The organism is Aurantiacibacter aquimixticola (genome assembly GCF_003605475.1).
In the GTDB taxonomy this organism is placed as follows: domain Bacteria; phylum Pseudomonadota; class Alphaproteobacteria; order Sphingomonadales; family Sphingomonadaceae; genus Alteraurantiacibacter; species Alteraurantiacibacter aquimixticola_B.
In genome coordinates, this window is the sequence record NZ_RAHX01000001.1 from 185,359 (window position 1) to 208,429 (window position 23,071).

Consider the following 23,071-nt stretch of genomic DNA (forward strand, 5'->3'; position numbering starts at 1 on the left):
GGGTCGCTTCGTCGCTGTCAGAGGCCTGTGCTGGCCCGCTTGATCAGCCGGGTGGGCAGGCGATTGTCCGGCGCGTCGCGCCCCTCGACCTTGGCCAGCAGCGTTTCCACCAACCGGTCTCCGGCACCTTTGATGTCCTGCATGATCGTGGTGAGCGGCGGATTGGTGAAGCTGGCGGCGGGGATATCGTCGAAGCCGATCACGGCGACGTCTCCCGGTATGCTCAGGCCAGCCTCCGCCAGCGCACGCATCGCGCCGATGGCGATTAGATCGCTGGCTGCGAAAAGCGCGTCGAATTCGGCGTCGCTGGCGATCAGGTCCGCCATTGCGGCGTGGCCCGCCTCCTCGGTCGTAATGGCATCGCGCTGGAGCGTGGTGTCGATCGAAAGGCCCGCTTCGCCAAGCGCCTTTCGCAAACCACGATAGCGCTGGTGAAATTCGGGGTAATGCCCGTCGGCATGGCCGAGGAAAGCGATCTTGCGCCGACCCTGCGCGATCAGATGTTCGCCCGCCAGGCAGCCCGCCCCGTAATTGTCCGATCCGATGGTGGAGCCGGAATGGTCGCTCGTGACCGATCCCCAGCGCGCGAAATGCGTGCCTTGCCGCTGCAATTCCTTCAGCCGCGCTTCGTAGAGCGTGTAATCACCATAGCCGAGAAGGATGAGTCCGTCGGCGCGGTGACTGTCCTGATATTGCGTGTGCCAGTCGTCCTCCATCCGCTGGAAGGAAATCAGCAGGTCCAGCCCGCGCGCGGCGCACGCACGGGTGATACTGCCCAGCATGGAAAGAAAGAACGGATTGATCATGCTTTCGTCGGGCGTGGGATCCTCGAAGAAGAGCAGGGCAATGGTGTTCGAGCGCTGGGAGCGCAGCGAGGAGGCGTTCTTATCGACGGTGTAGTTGAGGTCGCGGGCGATTTGCTTGATGCGTTCGCGCGTCTTTTCGCTAACGGATTTGTCCCCGCGAAGGGCGCGGCTGACGGTCGGCTGGGACACACCAGCCTTGTAGGCAATGTCGAAACTGGTCGGCCGACCGCTCGGGGCGCGTCCCATATCATCTCCCGCCGCCCGGGCTCCTCATCCGAGCGGCTTACACTTGTGTAAAGATGCAGGGAGCGCTTGCCAACACGGGCCGAAGGGCGGGTTTGAAAGTGTGACATTTCCTCACCACGCGGTCGCTGAGCGGCATTTGCGTATACGTATGCTCTCTTCCGCGTCGGCAAATATGACAGGTAGATGAATGCACGCGAGGCGCAGGGTCCGACCTGTCAGCCCGTGAGTTTTGGACGAGGACATAGTTGCTTGGGACCGTATCGGGCCCGGCAGCGCCTGATCGGGGACACCACCGTATGACATTCCGCAATACGCTGCGCGCCGGTGCCAGCACCACCGCATTCGCCATCGCCGCCATCGCCCTGCCGGGCATAGCCTTTGCACAGGCCCAGCCTGTCGAGGTCGAGCAGGATGACGAAGCCAACAATGATGGCGAAGTCGATCCACAGGACGAGAACGTCATCATCGTCTCCGGCTTCCGCGGCGCGCTTGATGCCGCGATCGACGAAAAGCGCGAAAGCGACCTGATCCTCGAATCCGTTACGGCGGAAGATATCGGCAAGCTGCCCGACGACTCGATCGGCGAAAGCATCGCCCGCCTGCCCGGCGTCACCTCGCAGCGCCTGAACGGCCGCGCGAACGTGATCGCCATTCGCGGCCTCGGCCCTGACTTCTCGCAGACGCTTTTGAATGGCCGCGAGCAAACCTCTACCGGTGACAACCGCGCCGTCGAGTTCGACCAGTATCCTTCGGAAGTCGTGAACCAGGTCGTGGTCTACAAGAGCCCGTCCGCCAGCCTCGTGGGCCAGGGCCTCGTCGGCACGATCGACATCCGCACGATTCGTCCGCTTGAAGCGGATGAAAGCGTTCTCGCCATCGGTGCGAAGGGTTCGTACGCCGATCTCGGCGCACTGAATGCCGGTTCGAACGAATTCGGCTACCGCGTCAATGCCACCTTCGTCGATCAATTCGCAGACGATCGCATCGGCGTCGCGCTCGCGGCGGCCTATACCAATGAGCCCTACCAGCTGCAGGAATTCAACGCGTGGGGCTATGCCGGAAGCGGGGAGTCCGACAATCCGTTCGTAATCGGCGGCAGCAAGAGCTTCGTTACTTCGACCCAGCTGGAGCGGATCGGTGTGAACGGCACGCTGCAGTTCGAAGTCTCGCCTGCCCTGATGCTGACGGTGGATGGCTTCTATTCCAACTTCGACGATGAATCGACCAAGCGTGGCATTGAGCTTCCGCTTGCCTTCGGTGGCTTCTTCGGCACGACTTTCGACCCCGACACGGCGACCACGATCGAGACGCCCTTCGGAGAATTCGCCACTTCCGGCACCTTCGAGAACGTCGAGGGCGTCGTTCGCAACGACATCTTCCAGCGCAGTGCCGATCTCTATTCGGGCGGCATCAATCTGGCTTGGGATGGCGGCGAAGGCCTGAGTGCTTTCGCGGACTTCGGCTACTCCCGCACCGATCGCAACGAGCTGAGCCTCGAAAGCTATTCGGGCACCGAGTACAACCGTCTCGAAGGCGCGAACGACACGATCCAGTTCTTCTCTGACGACCAAGGCACGAGCTTCTCGCCGACGCTCGATTATTCCGATCCGAGCCTGATCTTCCTGACCGACCCGCTCGGTTGGGGTGGTGACCGCATCCAGGCGGGCTACTTCAACAATCGCATCCTCGAAGACGAGCTGATGCAATATCGTGCCGGCCTTACCTACGAACTGGGCGGCGATGTGTTCGAAGCCATCAGCGTGGGTCTTGCCTACACCGATCGCAGCAAGAGCCTGACGCCGGACGAGTTCTTCATCATCCCGGCCGATGGCGCGGAAGAAATTCCCATTCCCGCCGATCGCCTGCTGACGCCGACGGATCTCGGCTATCTCGGCCTCGGCCCGGTCGTCAGCTATGATGCGCGCGACATCATCAGTGACGGTCTGCTGGTGCTCGAGCGCAATGAATCGAACGATATTCCGGCCAAGGCCTACACGATCGAGGAAAAGCTGCTGACCGGCTACGTGCAGCTCGACATCGAGCGCGATTTCGATGGCGGTGTGGCCACGGGCAATGTCGGCGTCCAGGCTATTCGCACCGATCAGGAATCCTCGGGCATCGCCTTCCCGAACGGTGTGCAGACGCCGGTCGTGCTTGGCGATACGTTCTGGGATGTGCTGCCGAGCGCGAACATCTCGCTGCGTTTCGATAGCGACTGGGTGTTCCGCTTCGCCTTCTCGCGCCAGATTCAGCGTCCGCAGCTGGACGATCTGCGTGCTGCGATCGGATACGGCATCAACAACAATCGCGGTGAAAGCCCGACCGGCCTCATTCCATTCATCAGCGGCGGTGGCGGCAACCCGCTCCTGCGTCCCTATCGCGCCAATGCTCTCGACCTGAATGTCGAGAAGTATTTTGCCAACGGGTCGGGCGTGATTGCGCTGCAGCTCTTCGCCAAGGACATCGTCAGCTACATCGACGGCGACCGTGCAATCTTCGATTATGACGGGCTGCCGGTTCCGGCCGGATTGCCGCCCGCCACCACGATCGGCTTCCTCGATTCCGAAGTGAACACCGGCGGCGGCGGCTTCTACGGTGCGGAGCTTTCGGCAACGATCCCGTTTGATATCGTGACCCCCGCCCTTGAGGGCTTCGGCTTTACCGGCGGTGTGGGTTATACCGAAACCGAGGTCGAGGATGCGAACGGGAACGCCGATCAGATTCCCGGCTATTCGAAGTGGGTTGCCAACGGCACCGTCTATTTCGAGCGCGCAGGTTTCAACGCCCGCTCCAGCGTCCGGTACCGTTCGCAGTTCCTGGCCGACTTCACCGGCTTCGGCGGATCGCCCACGCGCCGTATCGCGCGAGGTGAAACGATCGTCGACGCGCAGATCGGTTACGACTGGGATGCCGGTGCGCTGGAAGGCCTCTCGGTCTATCTGCAGGGCCAGAACCTGACGAACCAGCCGTTCGTTTCGCAATTCGACGTTCCCGTGGACGAGGCAGTGATCGACAATCAGGAATACGGTCGCCGTTTCCTGGCCGGGTTCACCTACCGCTTCTGACGGGCCTTGCCGGCGGGGAGCAGCTCCTCCCTTTTGCTTCCCGCCGGTTTGACTTGCCGCCCGGACCTGCTTGACCTGTTCCGGGCGGCAATCGGCCGCCCGGCAGGCAAACAGGCGATATTATGACGGAGAGTTCTCCAACCCGCTATGTAATCGCCGGTGGTGGCACCGCCGGGTGGATGAGTGCAGCTGCGCTCGCGCGCTTCGCTCCACCGGGCACGTCGATCACGCTGGTCGAAAGCGATGCCATCGGCACGGTCGGCGTGGGCGAGGCGACCATTCCGCAGATCCACCTGTTCAATCGGGCGCTCGGCCTAGACGAAGGCGATTTCCTGCGCGCCACGAAGGGCAGTTTCAAGCTCGGCATCGAATTCGACGGCTGGCTGCGCGAAGGCGAGGCGTACATGCACGCCTTCGGTTCTGTCGGGCGCGGGCATGGGCTCATGCCTTTCCACCAATACTGGCTTCGCGCACAGGCTCTTGGCATTGCCAAGCCGACCGCGGCATATGCGCTGAACGAACAGGCGGCGCGCGCCATCCGCATGCACCGCGGCCCGACGCAGAACGGGCCGCCCATGCCCTACGCCTTCCATTTCGACGCGGGGCTCTACGCCGATTTTCTCCGCGCATTCGCAGAAGGGCGCGGCGTCCGGCGCGTCGAGGGCAAGATCGCCAACGTCGCGCAGCATGGCGAAAGCGGCGATATCGCTGCGCTCGAACTGGACGGCGGAGAGCGGATCGAAGGCGATTTCTTCATCGACTGTACCGGCTTTCGCGGCCTGCTGATCGAGGGCGCGCTGGCAGCGGGCTTCGACGATTGGAGCGAATACCTGCCCTGCGACCGTGCCGTGGCCGTTCCTTGCGAGAATGGCGGAGAGTTTACGCCGTACACCCGCGCCACTGCGCGTGCGGCGGGCTGGCAATGGCGCATCCCGCTCCAGCACCGCATCGGCAATGGCCTCGTCTATTGCTCGCGTTTCATGGAGGACGATGCAGCGTCCGAAATGCTGCTCGCCAATCTCGATGGCAAGCCACTCGGCGATCCCCGCCCCATCCGCTTCACCACCGGCACGCGCCGCGCACACTGGAAGGGCAATTGCCTCGCTGTCGGCCTGTCGGCAGGCTTCATGGAGCCGATGGAATCGACCAGCATCCACTTGATCCAGAGCGCGATCAGCCGCTTTCTCTCCGTCTTGCCGAACGGGCGTGGGGGCGCAGCAACGCGGGATTGGTTCAACGCACAGTCCCGCTTCGAGTGGGAGCGCATTCGCGATTTCCTCGTCCTGCATTACACTGCGAATGCGCGCGAGGGTCAGCCTTTCTGGGATCACATGCGCGCCATCGAGCTGCCCGATACGCTGCAGGCCAAGATCGAGGCCTGGCGCGCCAACGGGCACATTCACCGCGAGCATGAAGAGCTCTTTACCGAAGTCGCCTGGTTCCAGGTCTTTGCCGGGCAGGGGGTGGAGGCACAGGGTCGCAATCCCATCGCCGACGCCTTGCCGGAGCCGCAGCTTCGCCAGCTTCTCGAGCAGACCGAAACTGCCATCGCCGCCGAGGTCAGGCCGATGGCGCATCACATCGACGTGATCAAATCGACAATCGGCACCCGCACCCCTCAGGAGTTACCTGCATGAAACCCGCATCGACCATAACCCGCGCGCTCGGCCTGGCACTTGCGGCAGGCATGCTGCCCGGATGCGCAACGGCGCAGGACGCGGCACCGGCGGCTCCCGCTGCCGCGAGCGACACGTCGTATCTCCAGCGCGCGCCCAGCGAAGAGATCATCTATTTCGTCCTGCCCGACCGGTTCGAGAATGGCGATCCGACCAACGACACCGGCGATTTCTCGGGCGATCGGTTGGTCACCGGGTACGATCCCACTGCGCGCGGTTTCTATCAGGGGGGCGATCTGGCGGGCCTGACCCAGCGGCTCGACTACATCCAAGGCCTCGGCGTCACCGCGATCTGGTTCGCGCCGATCTTCCAGAACAAGCCGGTGCAGGGCCCTCCCGGAGACGAGAGCGCGGGCTATCACGGTTACTGGGTGACCGATTTTACACGGCCCGACGGACATTTCGGGACGCTGGCAGAATTCACCGCCTTCGTCGAAGCGGCACATGCGCGCGGCATGAAGGTCTACATGGACATCATCACCAACCACACAGCCGACGTCATCCGTTATGAAGAGGGTGATGCGACAGGCTACGTCTATCGCAACCAGGGCGACTTTCCCTATTCGCGCCGTGGCGGCGTGGATGGCGAGCCCATCAATCCGGGTTTCACCGGGCCGGAGGACAGCAGCGAGGCGAACTTCGCCCGGCTCGTCGATCCGACCTATGCCTACACGCCCGTCGTGCCGGAAGCCGAGCGCAATGTGAAAGTGCCCTCCTGGCTCAACGATCCGATCTATTACCACAATCGCGGCGACACGACCTTTACCGGCGAGAGCAGCCGCTTCGGCGATTTCGTCGGGCTGGACGACCTTTTTACGGAGCATCCCCGCGTGCGTGCCGGGATGATCGAGATCTTCTGCAACTGGGTTACCACCTCGCGCGTCGACGGGTTCCGCATCGATACCGCGCGCCATGTCGATCCCGGTTTCTGGCGCGAATTCGTGCCCGCGCTCGAGCAATGCTCCGAAGCGGCAGACATCCCCAACTTTCATATGTTCGGAGAGGTTTTCGCCGAGGAACCGACCGCCGGTTACATCGCGGAATATACGCGCCGGGACGAGCTACCCGCCGTTCTCGATTTCGCCTTTGCCTCCGCCATGCGCGAGGTGCTCGGACGCGGGCAGGGAACAGCGGTGCTGAACCGCCTGTTCGACGGCGACTGGCTGTACGAGGGCGGGCCGGATGCCGCGCTCAACCTGCCGACCTTTCTCGGCAACCACGATTTCGGGCGCTTCTCGACCCTCATCAAGCAGGACATACCGGAGATTTCGCAGGACGAACTGCTGAGCCGCGTGATGCTCGGCCATGCGATGATGCTGTCGCTGCGCGGTTCGCCGACGATTTATTACGGCGCTGAGCAGGGCTTTGTCGGCGACGGCAACGACCAGATGGCGCGTGAGCCGCTCTTCCCGAGCCGCACCGCCGAATACAATGACAACGACCTCATCGGCACCGATGCGACGACGGCGGATGCGAATTTCGACACGAACCACCCGCTCTATCGCCTGATCGGTGAATTTTCCGCTCTACGACGCGCGCATCCGGCGCTGCTTCGCGGTCTACAGACCCTTCGCCATTATGAGGAGGAGCCGGGTATCTTCGCGGTAAGCAGGTTCGATCCCGGTGACGGCACAGAATATCTCGCCGTGTTCAACACGTCAGGCCAGGCGCGCGATGCGAATGTCATGCTCGGTTATGATGCCCGGTCCTTTGAAACGCTCGCGGGCACTTGCCCCGCCGCCGTCACTGCACCCGGCAGCGCCGCGTTCAGCGTGCCTGCTTTCGGCTGGGCCGTGTGCCGGGTCAGCGAGACTGCCGAATGAGCCGAGCGGGCGAAACCCTGCCCTGGTGGAAGGGCGCGGCGATCTACCAGATCTATCCGCGCAGCTTCATGGACTCCAATGGCGACGGGATCGGCGATCTGCCGGGCATCACCTCGCGCCTGGATCACGTCGCCTCGCTCGGCGTCGATGCAATCTGGATCAGCCCTTTCTTCACCAGCCCGATGAAGGATTTTGGATACGATGTGGCGGACTATCGCGATGTCGATCCCATCTTCGGGACACTGGAAGACTTCGACGCTATGGTCGCGCGGGCGCACGCGCTCGACCTCAAAGTGTTGATCGACCAGGTCTATTCGCACAGTTCGGACGAGCATCCCTGGTTTGCCGAAAGTCGCGCCAGCCGCGACAATGCGAAGGCCGACTGGTATGTCTGGGCCGACCCCAAGCCCGATGGCTCGCCGCCGTCGAACTGGCAGAGCGTCTTCGGCGGACCAGCCTGGACGTGGGACGCGCGGCGCGGCCAGTATTATCTGCACAATTTCCTCGCGAGCCAGCCGCAGCTCAATCTGCACAATCGCGACGTGCAAGATGCGGTGCTGGGTGTCATGCGCTTCTGGCTGGACCGCGGCGTTGACGGATTCCGCATCGACGCGCTCAATTTCGCGATGCATGATCCGCAATTGCGCGATAATCCGCCCGCGCCGGACACCAATCGTCAGCGCACGCGCCCCTTCGATTTCCAGCTGCGCATCCACAACCAGTCGCATCCGGATATCCCGCAATTCATCGAGCGCATTCGCGCGCTGACCGATGAATATGACGGCACCTTCACGGTCGCCGAAGTGGGCGGAGACGATGCCGACCGGGAGATGAAGCTGTTCACAAGCGGCGAGGAGCACCTGAACTCCGCCTATGGCTTCGACTTTCTTTATGCGGAGAAACTGACCCCCGATCTGATTTGCCGCGCGCTCAATCAATGGCCGGACGAGCTGGGCATGGGCTGGCCGAGCTGGGCCTTCGAGAACCACGATGCGCCCCGCGCGCTCAGCCGCTGGTGCGAGCCGCAGGATCGCAAGGCCTTCGCCCGGCTCAAGATGCTCCTGCTGGCCTGCCTTCGCGGGAATATCATCCTCTATCAGGGTGAAGAGCTCGGCCTGACCCAGGTCGAGATTCCGTTCGACCAGCTCCACGATCCCGAAGCGATCGCCAACTGGCCACTCACCCTCAGCCGCGACGGCGCCCGGACCCCGATGCCGTGGGAAGCGGAATGCGGCTGCGGCGGCTTCGGCAGCGATACGCCATGGCTCCCGGTCGGCGAGGAGAACCTCGCCCGCGCGGTCGAAGCGCAGGAGGCCGATAGCGGCTCTTTGCTCGCTCATACCCGCAACATGCTCGCACTTCGCAACGCTCACCCGGCGCTGCATCACGGCGAAGTCGCCAGCTGCGAAGTGCACGGCAACCTGCTCAGCCTCGAACGCCGCGCCAAAGGTAAGACGATCCGCGTTTTCGCCAATCTCGGCGACGAGAACATCGCCATCGACGCGACTGGCGAAACGCTCGCGTCCGTCAACGGTGCTACACTTGAAAAACTTCCCCCCTTCGCAGCCATAGTGGTGAAAACATGACCCTTCTTCGTCCCGCCCTGTCCCTCGCCACCCTTTTGCTGTCCACCACCGCCGCGGCGCAGAGCGTTTCCTCCCCCGATGGCCGCATCGTCGCCACGCTGGAGGCCGATGGAGAGGGCATTCCGGCTTACACCGTGACATTCGACGGGGAGCCGATCATCGAGCGCTCCACCATCGGGTTCAACTTCACTGATGCCGACCCGATGCGGCGCAATTTCGAGGTCGTCGCGCAGGAGACGAACAGCGTCGATACGCAATGGGAGCAGCCCTGGGGCGAGCGACGGCTGATCGACGACGAGCATAACGAGCTCGCCGTCACCTTCCGCCAGCGCGACGACGACGCGCGCGAGATGACCGTCCGCATGCGGGTGTTCGACGATGGCATCGGCTTCCGCACAGAATTTCCCGAGCAGGCCAGCCAGCCCGTCGCGAATATCGCGGAGGAGCTGACCGAATTCCGCATTGCCAGCGATGGCGAGGCATGGTCGATTCCGGCAGGCGACTGGAATCGCTACGAATATCTCTATGAGCGCACACCGATCAGCGCGCTGGGAACGGTGCACACGCCCGTCACGATGGTGCTGGAGAGCGGCACGCACATCTCCTTCCACGAGGCAGCGCTAGTCGATTATTCCGGCATGTGGCTGCGGCGCATGGAAGGCACACGCTTCCGCGCCCAGCTCGCGCCCAGCCCGCGCGGGCCGAAGGTCGTTCGCGAAGGCGCGTTCCATACACCGTGGCGCACGATTCAGATCGCGGACGGGCCGGCTGGTCTCTTCGAAAGCGCCATGATCCTGAATCTTAACGAGCCCAATGCGCTGGGCGATGTGAGCTGGGTAGAGCCGCACAAGTATATCGGCATCTGGTGGGAAATGCATCTCGACACCCACAGTTGGGCGTCGGGTGAGAAGCATGGCGCAACCACCGAGCGTGCGCGCGAAGCGATCGACTTCGCTGCCGAGAACGGTTTTCGGGGCGTCCTGATCGAAGGCTGGAACTTGGGCTGGGACGGCAATTGGTTCGGCAATGGGCGTGAATTCAGCTTCACCCAGGCCTATCCCGATTTCGATATCGAGGCGGTCGCCGAATACGCCGAAGACCGCGGCGTCCACATCATCGGCCACCACGAAACGGGGGGAAATATCGACGTCTATGAACGCCAGCTCGACGCCGCGATGGCCTTCTACGAGAGCCTGGGCATCGATGCGGTCAAGAGCGGCTATGTCGCCGATGCGGGCGGCGTGATCGCGCCCGATGGCGAGGGCGGAGAGACGTTCGTCTGGCACGATGGGCAGGAAATGGTGAACCATCACCTGCGCGTAGTGCAGGAGGCAGCCGAGCACCGCATCGCAGTCAATCCGCACGAGCCGATCAAGGATACGGGCCTTCGCCGCACCTATCCCAATTGGGTGAGCCGCGAGGGCGCACGTGGGGCGGAATACGATGCGTGGGCAGTACCAAAGAACGATCCGGGCCACGTGCCGGAGCTGATCTTCACCCGCATGCTGTCCGGCCCGTTCGACTACACGCCCGGCGTGTTCTCGCTCGAAGGGCGCGGCGCGACCGAGCCGGACCTGCCATCGACCCTAGCGCGGCAGCTGGCCTTCTACATCGCGATCTATTCGCCGATCCAGATGGTCGCGGACTTGCCGGAGAACCTCGCCGCCTATCCGCGTGCGCTCGATTTCGTGCGCCGCGTAGCGGTCGATTGGGAAGACAGCCGTCTGATCGAAGGGAGCGTTGGAGAATACGCCGTGATCGCGCGGCAGGTGCGAGAGGATGACAGCTGGTTCCTTGGCGGCGTCACCGACGAAATGCCGCGCGATGTCACGGTGTCGCTCGACTTCCTGCCGGCGGATACCGACTATGTCGCGACCGTCTGGGAAGACGGCCCCGCTGCCGATGGCCTTGGCGAGGATCGCCACGACATGACGGTGCGCGAAGTGCGTGTGCAGCGCGGCTCCACTCTCGATCTGCATATGGGCCGCGCAGGCGGCTTCGCGGTCGAACTGGTGCCGGCGGGCGAGTGATCGCACGGCTCTTCGCCGCGCTCGGAGCGCTGCTGGTCGCCGCCTGCGCGAGCACCGGCGTTCCAGCGGGTGAGGGGCGCTTCGTGGAACGCGGACCGTTCACGGTCGAGGGACTGCCCGACCAGCGGCTGACGATCTGGCTGCCGCCCGGCTATGACGATGGCGCGCGCCGATATCCGGTGCTCTACATGCATGACGGGCACAACCTCTTCGATCCGGCGGTCAGCAATTTCAACAAGGTCTGGGCTGCGGACAAGGCGATGCTGGAGGCTGCCGCCAGCGGCGTGGCGGAGCCGCATATCATCGTGGGCATGTGGCCGCCGGGCGAAGATCGTTATCGGCAGTATTTGCCCGCTTTTGCGCCCGAAAAGGCGGAAGGGGAGGTTGCGGAAGCAATCGCGGAGCTGGCTGGCGGGCCCGTGGTTTCGCAGCGCTATCTCGAGTGGATCGCTGATGAGTTGAAACCTCAGATCGACGCCGAGTTTCGGACGCTGACCGGACCCGCCGATACCGCCATCGCCGGTTCGAGCATGGGCGGGATCATGTCGTGCTGGGCGATCGTCGAGCGACCGGACCTGTTCGGCCGGGCCGCCTGCGTCAGCTCGCATTGGCCTCTTATCATGCCGGAAGCTGCCGATGCGCGGCGCACGGAGGTCCTCGGCATCTGGAGCGAATATCTCGCCAAAAATCTCGGCACTCCTGCCGGTCGTCGCATCTGGATGGACCACGGCACGGCGACGCTCGATGCCTTCTACCCGCCCTATCAGGCGGCGATCGACGAGGATTTCCGCGCTGAGGGCTGGGTGGAAGGCGAAGACTTCCGTTCGGAGCAATATGACGGTGCAGAGCATGAGGAGAATGCGTGGGCGGCGCGCTTGCCCGAAATCTTCACTTGGCTATTGGCAGAGGAATGACCGAGGCCACGCCGCCGCATATCGTAGTCCTCGGCGGTGGCAGCGCCGGATGGATCACCGCCTGCCTGCTCCACCACCGCTGGCGCGCGCGGGGTGGGCGGGTGACGGTGGTCGAAAGTCCGGACATCGGCATCATCGGCGTGGGCGAGGGATCGACCCCGCAACTCAAGGCCATGTTCGACCATCTCGGCATCGCCGAGGCGGAATGGATGGCAGCCTGCGATGCCACCTACAAGCTGGGCATCCGGTTTACGGGCTGGAGCGAGCGCGAAGGCTTCGACAGCTATTTCCATCCGTTCCCCGGCCCGGTGGACCTGCATTCCGAGCCAAGCTTCACGCATAATTGCATGCTCGCGCGCCGCGGCTTCACCGTGCCTGCGCATCCCGATGACTGGTTCCTTGCGACCACTTTGGCCGAGACTGGACGGGCGCCGCATCCTGGCGAGAACTTCCCGTTCGCGCCAAGCTATGGCTACCATTTCGATGCCTACAAACTGGGCGCGTTCCTGCGCGACTGGGCAGTGGCGCGCGGGGTCGAGCATCTCTCGCTCAAGGTCGAGCAGGTCGAGCTGGCAGGGGTGGGCGAAGTGGCCGCGCTGCTTTGCGAAGGGGGAAAGCGCGTAAACGGCGACCTCTTCGTCGATTGTTCAGGCTTTCGCGCGCTGATCGCGGGCGAGGCATTGGGTGGCGAGTTCCTGAGTTTCGCCGCAAACCTCTTCGCCGATCGAGCCGTGGTGGCACCCACCCCGCGCGTCGAAACCTTCCGCCCACAGACCGAGGCGGTGGCCATGTCGAATGGCTGGCGCTGGCGCATCCCGCTCACCACGCGCACCGGCAATGGCTACGTCTATTCCTCGCGCTATATCTCGGACGAGGATGCTGCTGCGGAACTGTTCGCGGCGGTCGGTCTGTCACCGGACGAGGTGGCACCGCGCTTCCTGCAGATGAAAGTGGGGCGCATGGCAAACAGCTGGCGCGGCAATTGCCTTGCCGCGGGGCTGGCGCAGGGCTTCATAGAGCCGCTCGAAGCGACTGCGCTCCATATCGTCATCGCCACTGCGCTGGAATTCGCCGAAGCGTTCGAGCAGGGTGGGTACACCCCGCAGCATCGGGACACGTTCAATCGCAATATCGCCGCCCGATACGAAGCGATCCGCGATTACATCGTCGGCCATTATCGGCTGAACCAGCGCAGCGATACGCAGTTCTGGCGCGACAATGCGGCCAACCAGAACCTCTCCGACGGGCTGAAGGCGATGTTCACCGCGTGGTTCACGCATCAGGATATCGCCGACGCCAATGCGAAGAATTACAAGGTGCAGGCCTATGCGCCGATGAGCTGGCACGCGCTATTCGCAGGTTACGGCACCTTTCCTCCGCCCACGAAGATGCAGCCGCTGCCGCCCGGTGGCAGTGCGGCCGATCCGGCCATCACGCAGCAGATGTTGGCTGCCTGCGCCACCAATTTCCCGAAGGTCGATTGGTAGCCGCATTGCGCTGCGCCCTTCGCGCGGTATGAAGGCGGTTTCTTTCAGATGAAACGGATTGCCGATGCTCCGCACTTTCTCGCTTCTCGCCGCCTCCAGTCTCCTCGCGCTCGCCAGCACGGCGCAAGCGCAGGTCCAGCCGCCCGCCGATCAGGCGCAGCCGCCGGAAGAGACGGAGGTGACCGAGGACGAGAACACCCGCGTTGCCCCACCCGCTGATCCGGCACCGGGGCAGTCGGCCGAAACCGCACAGGTCGCCAATGCCGATCCGGCCATCGACAGCGGCGACTGGGATGTGAACAATCCGCCCGGCGTTGGGGTAACGCAGGTGCCGATCAGCGTGGACGAGGGCACGTGGATGGATGTCGACGTCTCGCCCGACGGGCGCATGGTCGCATTCTCGCTGCTCGGCGATATCTACACCATGCCAATCACCGGCGGCACGCCGACGCGCATTGCCGAAGGGCTGGCCTGGGAAGTGCAACCGCGCTTCTCCCCCGATGGCAGCCGGATCGCCTTCACCTCGGACCGTGGCGGTGGCGACAATATCTGGCTGATGAATGCCGACGGCACGGACAAGCGCCAGCTGACTGATGAGGATTTCCGACTGCTCAATCAGCCGACCTGGTCACCGGACGGTCAGTTCATCGCGGCAAAGAAGCATTTCACGACCGGTCGCAGCCTCGGCACAGGCGAGGTGTGGCTCTACCACATCAGCGGCGGTGGCGGTGTGCAGCTGGTCGAGCGCCCGAACGAGCAGCACCAGAAGGAGCTGGGCGAACCGACTTACGCGCCCGATGGCAGCGCCATCTACTACACCCGCAACGTCACGCCCGGCGGCACCTTTATCTATGCGCAGGACTCCAATAGCGAGCTATTCAATATCGAGCGCTACGACATAGAGACCGGAGAAATCACCACAGCAGTCGGCGGACTTGGAGGCGCGGTGCGTCCGGCGCCCTCGCCGGACGGCACGATGATCGCTTTCGTGCAGCGCGAGAACATCAATTCCGGCCTTTACGTGCGCGATATTGCGACCGGTGAGGAACGGCGCATCTATGACGATCTGGATCGCGACGTGCAGGAGACCTGGGCCGTCACCGGCGTCTATCCCAATATGGATTGGACGCCCGACAGCCGCTCCATCGTTTTCTGGGCAGGCGGCAAGATCCGGCGCATCGATGCGGACGGCTCAAACCTTGCGGAAATCCCCTTTGCGGTTAGCGATACGCGCGGTATCCTGCCTGCGCCGCATCCACGCATTCCGGTGGCGAGCGACACGGTGGATGTCACCATGCCGCGGTTCGCCGAAGTGTCCCCGGATGGGCGCACGGTCGTTTTCGAAAGCCTCGGCCGTCTCTACACCATGCCCGCAGGCGGCGGCGCAATGCGGCGTCTAACCAGCGACGGCGAGGATGCGCGCGAGCTCTTTCCCAGCTGGTCCCGCGATGGTGAGCGCATCGTCTATGTTCGCTGGACCGATGCCGGGCTCGGCCAGATCCGCACCACCGCGCCGAACGGGCGGAACGATCGCGCAGTGACCAGTCAGCCGGGCCATTACGCTCGCCCCGAATTCTCTCCCGATGGCCGCACCATCGTGTTCGAGAAGGGCGAGGGCGGCTATCTGACTGCGCCGGAATATAGCGACAATTCAGGCGTTTACCGCATGTCTGCCGATGGCGGCGCGATGACGCTGGTGAGCCGCGAGCATGCCCGCCCGCATTTCGGCGCGGCGAATGATCGCATCTACATGACGGGCAGCGAGGGCGGCTCGCAGGTCCTCGTTTCGACCGACCTGAATGGCGAGGCTGTGCGCACCCATGCGACCGGCGAATTGGTCACCAGTTACCACGTGTCGCCCACCGGTCGCCACGTTGCGTTCACCGAGAATTACGACGCCTTCGCCATGCCGCTCATGCCCGGCGGGCAGACGGTGAGCGTATCGGGTTCGGCCAATGCGCTACCGGTGGTCGAGGTTTCGGACTCAGGAGCCGATTTCGTGCACTGGGCGAGCGGCGGGGAGCGACTGCACTGGTCGCTGGGTCCGACGCTCTACACCGCCGCAACATCGCAGCTTCTCCCTTCCGCGCCACCGGCCGAGGGCGAGGATCGCGCGGGCTATGTCCAGCCCACCAACGGCGTTTCCATGCTGCGCCGCGTCGCTGCCGATCAGCATGAGGGCATGCTCGCCATCACCGGTGCGCGCATTGTTACGATGGCGAGCGAGGATGGCGGCATCATCGAGAATGGCACGGTGCTGGTGAATGGCGACACCATCGCCGCCATCGGCCCAGCCTCGCAGATCAGCATCCCGCCTGGCACGCCGACCATCGATGGGAGCGGGCGAACCGTGGTCCCCGGTTTCGTCGACGCCCATGCGCACGGCCCGGTTGATGCCGATGGCGTCGTTCCGCAGCAGAATTGGAGCCTGCAGCAAGTTCTCGCGCTTGGCACGACGACCATCCACGATCCCTCCAGCGACAGCCCGTTTTTCGTGGCCGAGGACATGCAGCGCACGGGCCAGCTGCTCGCGCCGCGCATGTTCTCGACCGGGCGCATCATCTACGGGGCGCGCAATCCCTACGCCTATGCGCAGATCGACAGTCTCGAAGATGCACTCGATCACGTCCGCCGCCTGCGCGCGGAAGGTGCGCCCAGCGTCAAGAATTACAACCAGCCACGGCGCGATCAGCGGCAGATGGTGGTGGAAGCCGCACGGCGCGAAAACATGCTCGTCGTGGCCGAGGGCGGCTCGCTCTACGGCATGGATCTGAACCTCGTTGCCGACGGCAATTCGACCCTCGAGCACAATCTGCCTGTCGAGTATATCTACGAAGACGTCCTGCAGTTCATGGAAGCGGCGGACACGAATTACACGCCGACGCTGGTGGTGGGATATGGCGGCCTGGCAGGCGATCCGTATTGGCGGCAGGCGACCGATGTCTTCGCGCAGCCGCTGCTGATGGCGCACACGCCGCCGCGTATCCTGCGCGCGCAGAACGCCCGCCGTACAACCGCGCCCGAAGGCGATTTCGTCGATGACGATATCGCGCGCGAGGCCGCCAAACTGGCCGAGCGCGGTGTGGAGGTTTCCATCGGCGGCCACGGCCAGCAGGCGGGGATCGACGCGCATTGGGAAATGTGGAGCTTCGCGCGTGGCGGCATGACGCCGCTGCAAGTGCTCGAAGCCGCGACCATCGCCCCGGCGCGCTCGCTCGGCATGGATGCGGAAATCGGCTCGCTTGAAGTCGGCAAGCTCGCCGACATGGTGATCCTCACCGGCAATCCGCTGGAGAATATCCGCAACACCGAAACGGTGCAGACGGTCGTACTCGGCGGGCGCGCATACGACGCGGCGACGTTGAACGAAGTCGTCACCGGAAATACGCGCCGCGCGCCCTATTGGTGGGAGGACTGAGGCGGCGCCGCAGCATCGCCATGTCTTTGGCAGTTCTGGTAGGTGATGCACTCGCATGTCGCCCAGTCGCCGCTTCCAACGATTGATCCTCTTCACCGAGATCACGCTGTCGCTCGCCTGGGCGCGCGTGCTGGTCAGATTCGTGTCGTTCAGACGATGGCGCGGGTTGCTCGGGCCGATCGACGGAGAGGGGCATGCGCAGGACGGCGCCGGCCTGTCGCTGGCGATGCTCGAACAGGCGAGCGACATCGGGCGGCAAGTCGAACGTGTCGGGTCGAGAGTTTGGTTTGAGGCGCTGTGCCTGCCGCGCGCGATGGCGGCTCGCTGGGTGCTGGCGCGGCGTGGCATCCCATCGCGCACCGTCATCGGCACGCGCCCCGCGCAAGGCGATGATCCGCACCGTTTTCATGCCTGGCTGATGGTCGGCGACCGAGTCGTCACCGGCGGAGCCGTGAAGGACGATCACCTTGCGTTCGCGCGCCGGCTTTCACCTGAGGCACGGGGCCCACACGATCGACACTGACGCCACTCTCGCGCCGGGGGCCGCCATGCGGCAGCTGATGCGCGCCATCGGGCAATACGCGGGCTGGACGCTGCTGACGACAGGCGCCGTCGTGCTTGCCGCGGCGTTGCTGGAAGGCGTGGGGCTCGTCCTCATCCTGCCGGTGGTCGAAGTTCTTTTCTCCGACGGGACGGCGCAGGATGGGCTGACAGCAAAGCTGGTCGCGCTTCTGGAAAGCTGGGGCTTTCGCAGCGTGACGAGCCAGTTGGCGCTGATCGGTGCGGGGTTCCTGCTTCTGGCGATATTGCGCGCTTTAATCCTGATGCGGCGCGACGTCATGATGGCGGAGCTTTCGCAGGGGTTCGTGGATCATATCAGGCGCGACTTCTTCGCCCTGCTCGCTCGCAGCGATTGGCCCGTCATCAAGACCTATCGCAAGTCGCAGCTGCTCAACACGATGACGATCAATATCGGCCGGTTGGCAATGATCGTTCACGCGCTTTCCATGGGAGCCATCACACTGGCGATGGGCCTGGCCTATCTGGTCGCGGCCTTCGTGATGGACACCATGCTGGGGCTGGCGATGCTGCTGCTTGCGGCAATCGGAATGGTCAGCGCAGTCCTCTGGACTCGCCGAAGCCATCGTCTCGGTCGCCAGCTGACGCGCGCCAACACCGTCGCCATGGATGAAACGACCCGCTTCCTGGACGGGCTGAAAGCGGCAAAGGCTACTCGGGCGGAAGACGAGCTGAGCGCACGCTTCGCCCAATCCATCGCCGAAACGCGCGCGCTCGACGTGCAGTTTGTCGCGCAGCAGGCGCGTTTGCGCAACGCGGTCCAGATTGCGGGCGCATTCGGCGCCATGGCAGTCTTGCTCGGCGGTTACGGCCTGCTCGACCTGTCGGGCGGCGAATTACTCGTAATGGCCGCAATCGTCCTGCGCCTCGCGCCGAGTCTCGTCGGCACTTTCTCGAATCTCCAGCAGATGGCGCATGCCTTGCCCGCATTCGAGGCGATACGCGCCGTTGAGGATGAGCTCGTTGCGCGCATGGCCGTCGCCAGCGGGGACGGCGAGCGCATTCGCGCCTCGATTGCCACGGATGCCGGCCTCACGCTCGAAGAAGCGAGCGTCGAAGTTGTCAACGAGGATGGCGCGCGCATCACGCTCGTCTCGACGCCGCAAATCAAGATCGCGCCGGGCATGCTCGTCCATGTCGGCGGACCTTCGGGGGCGGGCAAATCCTCGCTGGTGGAGCTGGCGGCCGGGCTGCATCTGCCCGCAACCGGATCGCTTTCGCGCGGCGGTGTGGAGCTGACTGCGGACACGCGGCCCGCATGGCAACAGCAGGTCTCATTTGCGCCGCAGGAGCCGTTCCTGTTCGACGGCACGGTGCGAGAAAACCTGACTTGGCCCAATCTCGATACAACCGACGCGGCGATCTGGGATGCACTCGAGCAAGCCGCTGCGGCAGAGCTGGTGCGGCGCCTGCCGACGCAGTTGGATGAGGAGCTTCTCGATGGTGGCGCGCGCCTGTCGGGCGGAGAGCGCCAGCGCCTCTGCATCGCCCGCGCGCTGCTGCGCCCCGCCAGCCTGCTCGTGCTGGACGAAGCGACTTCGGCCATGGATCCGGAGCTTGAGCGGCGCATCATCGGCAACCTGCGCGAGAGCATCGGCCAGCGCATCATCCTGATGGTCTCTCATTCGCTCAACGCCGTGGGCTATGCCGATATGCGCATCGAAGTGGCGGATGGACGGGCGCGACTGCGTGAAGAGCGCGACTGACTGTCCCCATGCGAGCGCGCAAAGGCCTTTGCCTTGCGCGCAGGAGGCCGCTAGACAGCGCTTTGTGGAGCATGGAGACATTTACACGGCGGACCCGGAAGCTCGGGATCTGATCTGTCACAGTCCGATCGCGTCGGTCGTCAGCAATCCGCGCCTGCCGGACAATCCGCTGATTGCATGCAACCAGTCCTTTATCGATCTGACCGGCTATTCAGAGGAAGAGATCATCGGCCGCAATTGCCGTTTTCTGTCCGGCCCCGGCACTGAGCCCTGGCTGACCGAGGCGATCCGCGAAGGTGTGCGTGAGCAGAAGGCGGTCCTGGTCGAAATACTCAATTACAAGAAGGACGGCACGCCTTTCCGCAACGCCGTCGTCGTTGCGCCGGTTTTCGATGACGATGGCGAGCTGGCCTATTTCCATGGCTCTCAGATCGAGCTTGAGGAAGGTGCGGAAAGCCCCATGGTCACGCGCCGCGCACGCGCTGCGGAGAAGCTGAAAGACCTCTCAAAGCGCCAGTTCGAGGTGCTGCAGATGGTTGCCGCAGGCTTGCGCAACAAGCAGATCGCCTACGAACTCGGTCTGTCGGAAAAGACGGTCAAGATGCATCGGGGCCTGGCGATGGAAAAGCTCGGCGCGCAAAGCAGCGCGGACATGATCCGCCTGGCGGTCGAAGCGGGCGTCTGAAGCCGCCACGCGCTCGCACGGCACAAAGCCTATCTTTTGTTTATGCACCAACGGCGTAAGCCGAACCTGCATCGCAGCCGGACGCGCGGGGCTGTTCTCCCCCTCTCGCCTCGCTCCCTCCATCCCACCTCTCCGGCCGCGATGCCCTTCGGGTCGCTTCGAAGAGTCAGCCGAGCAGATGCGGGCCGAGCGCCACGAGCATGCGCGTGTCGATAGCCACGCCCCTATCGCGGAAATCTGCAATAACCCTGGGAAAGTCGGACAGACCGACGCGGTGCGTGGTAATGTCTTCACCGCCCACGCCGCCTCCCGGCCCGACTTTCGATAGGCCGGTCGCCTTCAGCAGCGTGAAGCCCTCATCGATCATTCCTGGCGAGGACACGAAATCGCCGATTTCTTCCCAGCACTCTGCGCGGTAGCCAGTTTCTTCTTCCAGTTCGCGTTTGGCGGCGCTCAGAGGATCGTCGTTCTCTCCCCCATCGTCATCGCCGATCAGCCCGGCGGGGAGTTCCACGGACCGGCAGCCCAGCGGCACGCGATATTGTTCGACCAGCAGGATGTGGCCATCCTCCACGGCAAGGATCACCGCCGCGCGGACGTTTTCATTGCGCGTCGCATATTCCCAGCGGCCCCGCTTTTTCGCGGTGATCCAGTCGCCTTTCCAGACGATCTCTTCGGGCGCATCGGCATCGGGTGTGGGCATTGGTGGGGCGCTATCGGAGGGTCAGAGCTCGATCAAGCGATCGGGCAGTTCGTTCTTGTCCTCGCTGCCACGCGGGAAATGCTCGGACAGCACGACGCCTACGTCGCGAACGCCCGCCGCAATCCCCTCGGCGATGCAGCCCTTGCGGATTTCCGCAAGCATGTCGGCCATCGCCTCTCCCCAGACTTCGGCCTGCACTTTCACCGCGATCGGTTCGTCGGCGACGATTTCGGCGCGGTGCTCGCGCATGGAAAGATACAGCAGCACGCCGGTACGGCCATGCGTGCGGCCCTCCGCGCCCACCTTGAAATGGCGCACGGCTCGGCGGCGAACGCGCTGCGCCTTCAGTGGGGCGGGTGTAAGGGCGAAACGCAGGGCCGGGATCAGGAACAACGCCCATGTTGACACGAAGGCGATCAGGCCGAGCGCGATGGTCATGCTGGCAAGTTCTCCGGTTGACCATTCATGGCCCCAACCGGCGAATGCCCCGTCCCAGAAATCGAGGAAGGGCTGCGGGAAAGCGGCGAACAGACTCATCGCGGTAAAGGCCACCGCCGCCGCCCAGGTCAGCGCCACATCGGTGTAACTGTCGGACGCATCGGCGATAACCGGCACGATCTCACCGCTGGTGGTGCTTTCCGCCTGACTGACCGCACCGGAGACGAGTTTGTGTTTCTCTTCGCTCAGATACGCCATCACCAGCCTCCCGACGCGCCGCCGCCGCCCGACATGCCGCCGCCGAAGCCGCCAAAGCCGCCTCCACCGCCGCCGCCGAAACCGCCGCCTCCGCCCCAGCCGCCACCGCCGCCCCAATCATCGCCATCAGAAAGGCCGCGCGCGATTGCCTTGCCCGCTTCCCACAGAATGATGTCGCCGACGACGCCGCCCATGCCGCCGCGGCGATAGCGCCGCTTGCGACCGCGTCCACCGAGCATGGGCAGGACGAAGAAGAAGAATATGAAGCCAAGCCAGATCAGCGTGCCGATGGGAAAGCCGCCCTCGCTGCGCCGTTGGTTCTGTGCGGCGGCCTCTGCCGCCTCTTCGATGGCGATCGCATCCTGGGGACTGTTGGCGAGGTGATCCAGGATGGCGTCCACACCCTGCGTGACGCCGCCATCGAAATCCCCCGCCTTGAAACGCGGCGTGATGACATTGTTGATGACGCGGCCGGCCATGATGCCGCCGAAATAGGGATGCAGCCCATAGCCGACCTCGATGCGCATCTTGCGGTCATCCCGTGCCACCAGAAGGAGCAGTCCGGTATCGCGCTGCTCGCCGCCAATGCCCCACTCGCCAAACAGCGCCGTCGCATAGGGTTCGATATTTGAGCCGTTCAGAGACGGCACCGTCGCGACGATGATGGCATTGCCCGTTTCGCGATTGTAATCGCTCAGCCGCCGATCGAGATCGGCCTCCGTCGCAGCCGACAGAATATCCGCTCCGTCATAGACAGGGCCATCCGGGCGCTCCGGAAAGTCGTAAGTCTGCCCCGCCGCGGGCAGGGCGATGGCGGCCAGCAGCGCCGCCAGTGTCAGCGCGATGGAGCGTAGTCTAGAGGTCACCGGACTGCTCAGTTGGCAGCCGCGGCGCGGTCCTCTTGCGTGTTGTCGTTGCTGGCGGCAGGCGTGTCGCTGCCCTGACCCTCGTCAATGATGCGCGAGAGATCGACATCGGGATTCTCGCTGTCGCTCGCCTCGAAATATTCCAGCGGCTCGGAGCCGTGAATGATGTTGGCGCCGATGGTGGACGGAAAGGTGCGGATTTCGGTGTTATAGTCCCGCGCCAACTCGTTGTACCGAACGCGCTCGGTGTTCACGAGATTGTTCGCTTCATCGAGGGCCACGCGCAGATCCGACCATGCGGCGCTGCTGCTGATTTCGGGATAGCTTTCGATCACCGTGCGCAGCTGGCCGAGCGCCTGCGTCAGCTGGTTCTGCGAGGCCTGAAAGTTCTGGAACGTCTCGGGATTGGAAAGATCGTCCGTCGTTATGTTGATCGCCGTGGCTCTGGCGCGGGCGTCGATCACTTCGGTCAGGATGTTCCGCTCCGAAATGGCTTCGGCCTGCGCGACTTCGACCAGACCCGGAATCAGATCGCTGCGCCGTTGCAGCGCGCTCTCGACATTACCCCACTGCGCCTTCGCAGCCTCTTCGGCGGCGGGCACGGAATTGATCCCACACGAGGCGATGACAAGACTGCCGATCACGAGGGCCATGAGCCTGGCAAGGGAAGCGAGTGGGCGAGCGAGCATGCGAAGTTCCTCCAATCCGTGGTGTGTTGCCTATATAGCACGGCTGACGTTTGGCACAAGGCAAAGCCGCGTGCTTGCGCCCAGTTTTGGTTTTTG

The 23,071-nt window shown here is 63.9% G+C and carries 16 protein-coding genes; 11 read left to right on the top strand and 5 right to left on the bottom strand.

Annotated elements, in window-relative coordinates:
- Window positions 1-17 precede the first annotated feature (17 nt).
- Window positions 18-1,052: a LacI family DNA-binding transcriptional regulator gene (locus D6201_RS00985; protein WP_120047011.1), complete on the bottom strand. Its 1,035-nt coding sequence runs from the start codon at window positions 1,050-1,052 to the stop codon at window positions 18-20.
- 296 nt (window positions 1,053-1,348) lie between these two features.
- Between D6201_RS00985 and D6201_RS00990 the strand changes: the two genes are divergently transcribed.
- The 11 genes from D6201_RS00990 to D6201_RS01040 all read left to right on the top strand — a co-directional run bounded on the left by D6201_RS00990 (window position 1,349) and on the right by D6201_RS01040 (window position 20,021).
- Window positions 1,349-4,117: a TonB-dependent receptor gene (locus D6201_RS00990; RefSeq protein WP_120047012.1), complete on the top strand. Its 2,769-nt coding sequence runs from the start codon at window positions 1,349-1,351 to the stop codon at window positions 4,115-4,117.
- Window positions 4,118-4,239: 122 nt separating this feature from the next.
- Entirely contained in the window at window positions 4,240-5,754 is a 1,515-nt protein-coding gene (locus tag D6201_RS00995) for a tryptophan halogenase family protein (protein ID WP_120047013.1), read from the top strand.
- Window positions 5,751-7,616, top strand: a complete 1,866-nt coding sequence (locus tag D6201_RS01000; RefSeq protein WP_422664689.1) for an alpha-amylase family glycosyl hydrolase — start codon at window positions 5,751-5,753, stop codon at window positions 7,614-7,616. Before D6201_RS00995 ends, D6201_RS01000 begins: the two co-directional genes overlap by 4 nt.
- Window positions 7,613-9,202 carry an alpha-amylase family glycosyl hydrolase gene (locus D6201_RS01005; RefSeq protein ID WP_120047014.1) on the top strand — a complete coding sequence of 530 codons (1,590 nt, stop codon included), beginning with the start codon at window positions 7,613-7,615 and terminating at the stop codon, window positions 9,200-9,202. The genes D6201_RS01000 and D6201_RS01005 overlap by 4 nt, the downstream gene beginning before the upstream one ends.
- Window positions 9,199-11,232 carry a glycoside hydrolase family 97 protein gene (locus D6201_RS01010; protein ID WP_120047015.1) on the top strand — a complete coding sequence of 678 codons (2,034 nt, stop codon included), beginning with the start codon at window positions 9,199-9,201 and terminating at the stop codon, window positions 11,230-11,232. The genes D6201_RS01005 and D6201_RS01010 overlap by 4 nt, the downstream gene beginning before the upstream one ends.
- On the top strand, window positions 11,229-12,146 hold the full coding sequence (locus tag D6201_RS01015) for an alpha/beta hydrolase (RefSeq protein ID WP_242447379.1): 918 nt from the start codon (window positions 11,229-11,231) through the stop codon (window positions 12,144-12,146). The genes D6201_RS01010 and D6201_RS01015 overlap by 4 nt, the downstream gene beginning before the upstream one ends.
- Window positions 12,143-13,633: a tryptophan halogenase family protein gene (locus tag D6201_RS01020; protein ID WP_120047016.1), complete on the top strand. Its 1,491-nt coding sequence runs from the start codon at window positions 12,143-12,145 to the stop codon at window positions 13,631-13,633. The genes D6201_RS01015 and D6201_RS01020 overlap by 4 nt, the downstream gene beginning before the upstream one ends.
- Window positions 13,634-13,697: 64 nt before the next feature.
- The gene (locus D6201_RS01025; protein WP_120047017.1) at window positions 13,698-17,051 is read left to right on the top strand and encodes an amidohydrolase family protein; all 3,354 of its coding nucleotides are present in this window, start codon (window positions 13,698-13,700) and stop codon (window positions 17,049-17,051) included.
- 82 nt (window positions 17,052-17,133) lie between these two features.
- Window positions 17,134-17,574 (top strand): lasso peptide biosynthesis B2 protein, encoded by a 441-nt coding sequence (locus tag D6201_RS01030; RefSeq protein WP_165853466.1) that lies wholly within the window; start codon window positions 17,134-17,136, stop codon window positions 17,572-17,574.
- 25 nt (window positions 17,575-17,599) lie between these two features.
- Window positions 17,600-19,336, top strand: coding sequence for an ATP-binding cassette domain-containing protein (locus tag D6201_RS01035; protein ID WP_120047019.1), 1,737 nt, complete (start codon window positions 17,600-17,602; stop codon window positions 19,334-19,336).
- A 64-nt stretch (window positions 19,337-19,400) separates the two neighbouring features.
- A complete protein-coding gene (locus D6201_RS01040; protein ID WP_242447380.1) occupies window positions 19,401-20,021 on the top strand; it encodes a LuxR C-terminal-related transcriptional regulator in 621 nt (206 codons plus the stop codon).
- A gap of 166 nt (window positions 20,022-20,187) precedes the next feature.
- Here the strand turns inward: D6201_RS01040 and D6201_RS01045 are convergent, their stop codons facing one another.
- From D6201_RS01045 to D6201_RS01060, 4 genes are read right to left on the bottom strand one after another with little or no spacing between them, the layout of a single operon-like run.
- Window positions 20,188-20,724: an NUDIX hydrolase gene (locus D6201_RS01045; protein ID WP_120047021.1), complete on the bottom strand. Its 537-nt coding sequence runs from the start codon at window positions 20,722-20,724 to the stop codon at window positions 20,188-20,190.
- Window positions 20,725-20,745: 21 nt separating this feature from the next.
- A complete protein-coding gene (locus tag D6201_RS01050) occupies window positions 20,746-21,420 on the bottom strand; it encodes a TPM domain-containing protein (RefSeq protein ID WP_120047022.1) in 675 nt (224 codons plus the stop codon).
- The gene (locus D6201_RS01055; protein WP_242447381.1) at window positions 21,420-22,286 is read right to left on the bottom strand and encodes a TPM domain-containing protein; all 867 of its coding nucleotides are present in this window, start codon (window positions 22,284-22,286) and stop codon (window positions 21,420-21,422) included. Before D6201_RS01055 ends, D6201_RS01050 begins: the two co-directional genes overlap by 1 nt.
- Before the next feature lie 8 nt (window positions 22,287-22,294).
- On the bottom strand, window positions 22,295-22,975 hold the full coding sequence (locus tag D6201_RS01060; RefSeq protein WP_242447382.1) for a LemA family protein: 681 nt from the start codon (window positions 22,973-22,975) through the stop codon (window positions 22,295-22,297).
- Window positions 22,976-23,071: the final 96 nt, after the last annotated feature.

What these genes read in the sequence shown, in the direction of transcription:
- D6201_RS01020 (WP_120047016.1), top strand. Translation starts at nt 12,143, where the DNA reads ATGACCGAGGCCACGCCGCCGCATATCGTAGTCCTCGGCGGTGGCAGC.
- D6201_RS01005 (WP_120047014.1), top strand. Translation starts at nt 7,613, where the DNA reads ATGAGCCGAGCGGGCGAAACCCTGCCCTGGTGGAAGGGCGCGGCGATC.
- D6201_RS01045 (WP_120047021.1), bottom strand. Translation starts at nt 20,724, where the DNA reads ATGCCCACACCCGATGCCGATGCGCCCGAAGAGATCGTCTGGAAAGGC.
- D6201_RS01010 (WP_120047015.1), top strand. Translation starts at nt 9,199, where the DNA reads ATGACCCTTCTTCGTCCCGCCCTGTCCCTCGCCACCCTTTTGCTGTCC.
- D6201_RS00985 (WP_120047011.1), bottom strand. Translation starts at nt 1,052, where the DNA reads ATGGGACGCGCCCCGAGCGGTCGGCCGACCAGTTTCGACATTGCCTAC.
- D6201_RS01050 (WP_120047022.1), bottom strand. Translation starts at nt 21,420, where the DNA reads ATGGCGTATCTGAGCGAAGAGAAACACAAACTCGTCTCCGGTGCGGTC.
- D6201_RS01060 (WP_242447382.1), bottom strand. Translation starts at nt 22,975, where the DNA reads ATGCTCGCTCGCCCACTCGCTTCCCTTGCCAGGCTCATGGCCCTCGTG.
- D6201_RS01000 (WP_422664689.1), top strand. Translation starts at nt 5,751, where the DNA reads ATGAAACCCGCATCGACCATAACCCGCGCGCTCGGCCTGGCACTTGCG.
- D6201_RS00990 (WP_120047012.1), top strand. Translation starts at nt 1,349, where the DNA reads ATGACATTCCGCAATACGCTGCGCGCCGGTGCCAGCACCACCGCATTC.
- D6201_RS01025 (WP_120047017.1), top strand. Translation starts at nt 13,698, where the DNA reads ATGCTCCGCACTTTCTCGCTTCTCGCCGCCTCCAGTCTCCTCGCGCTC.
- D6201_RS00995 (WP_120047013.1), top strand. Translation starts at nt 4,240, where the DNA reads ATGACGGAGAGTTCTCCAACCCGCTATGTAATCGCCGGTGGTGGCACC.
- D6201_RS01035 (WP_120047019.1), top strand. Translation starts at nt 17,600, where the DNA reads ATGCGGCAGCTGATGCGCGCCATCGGGCAATACGCGGGCTGGACGCTG.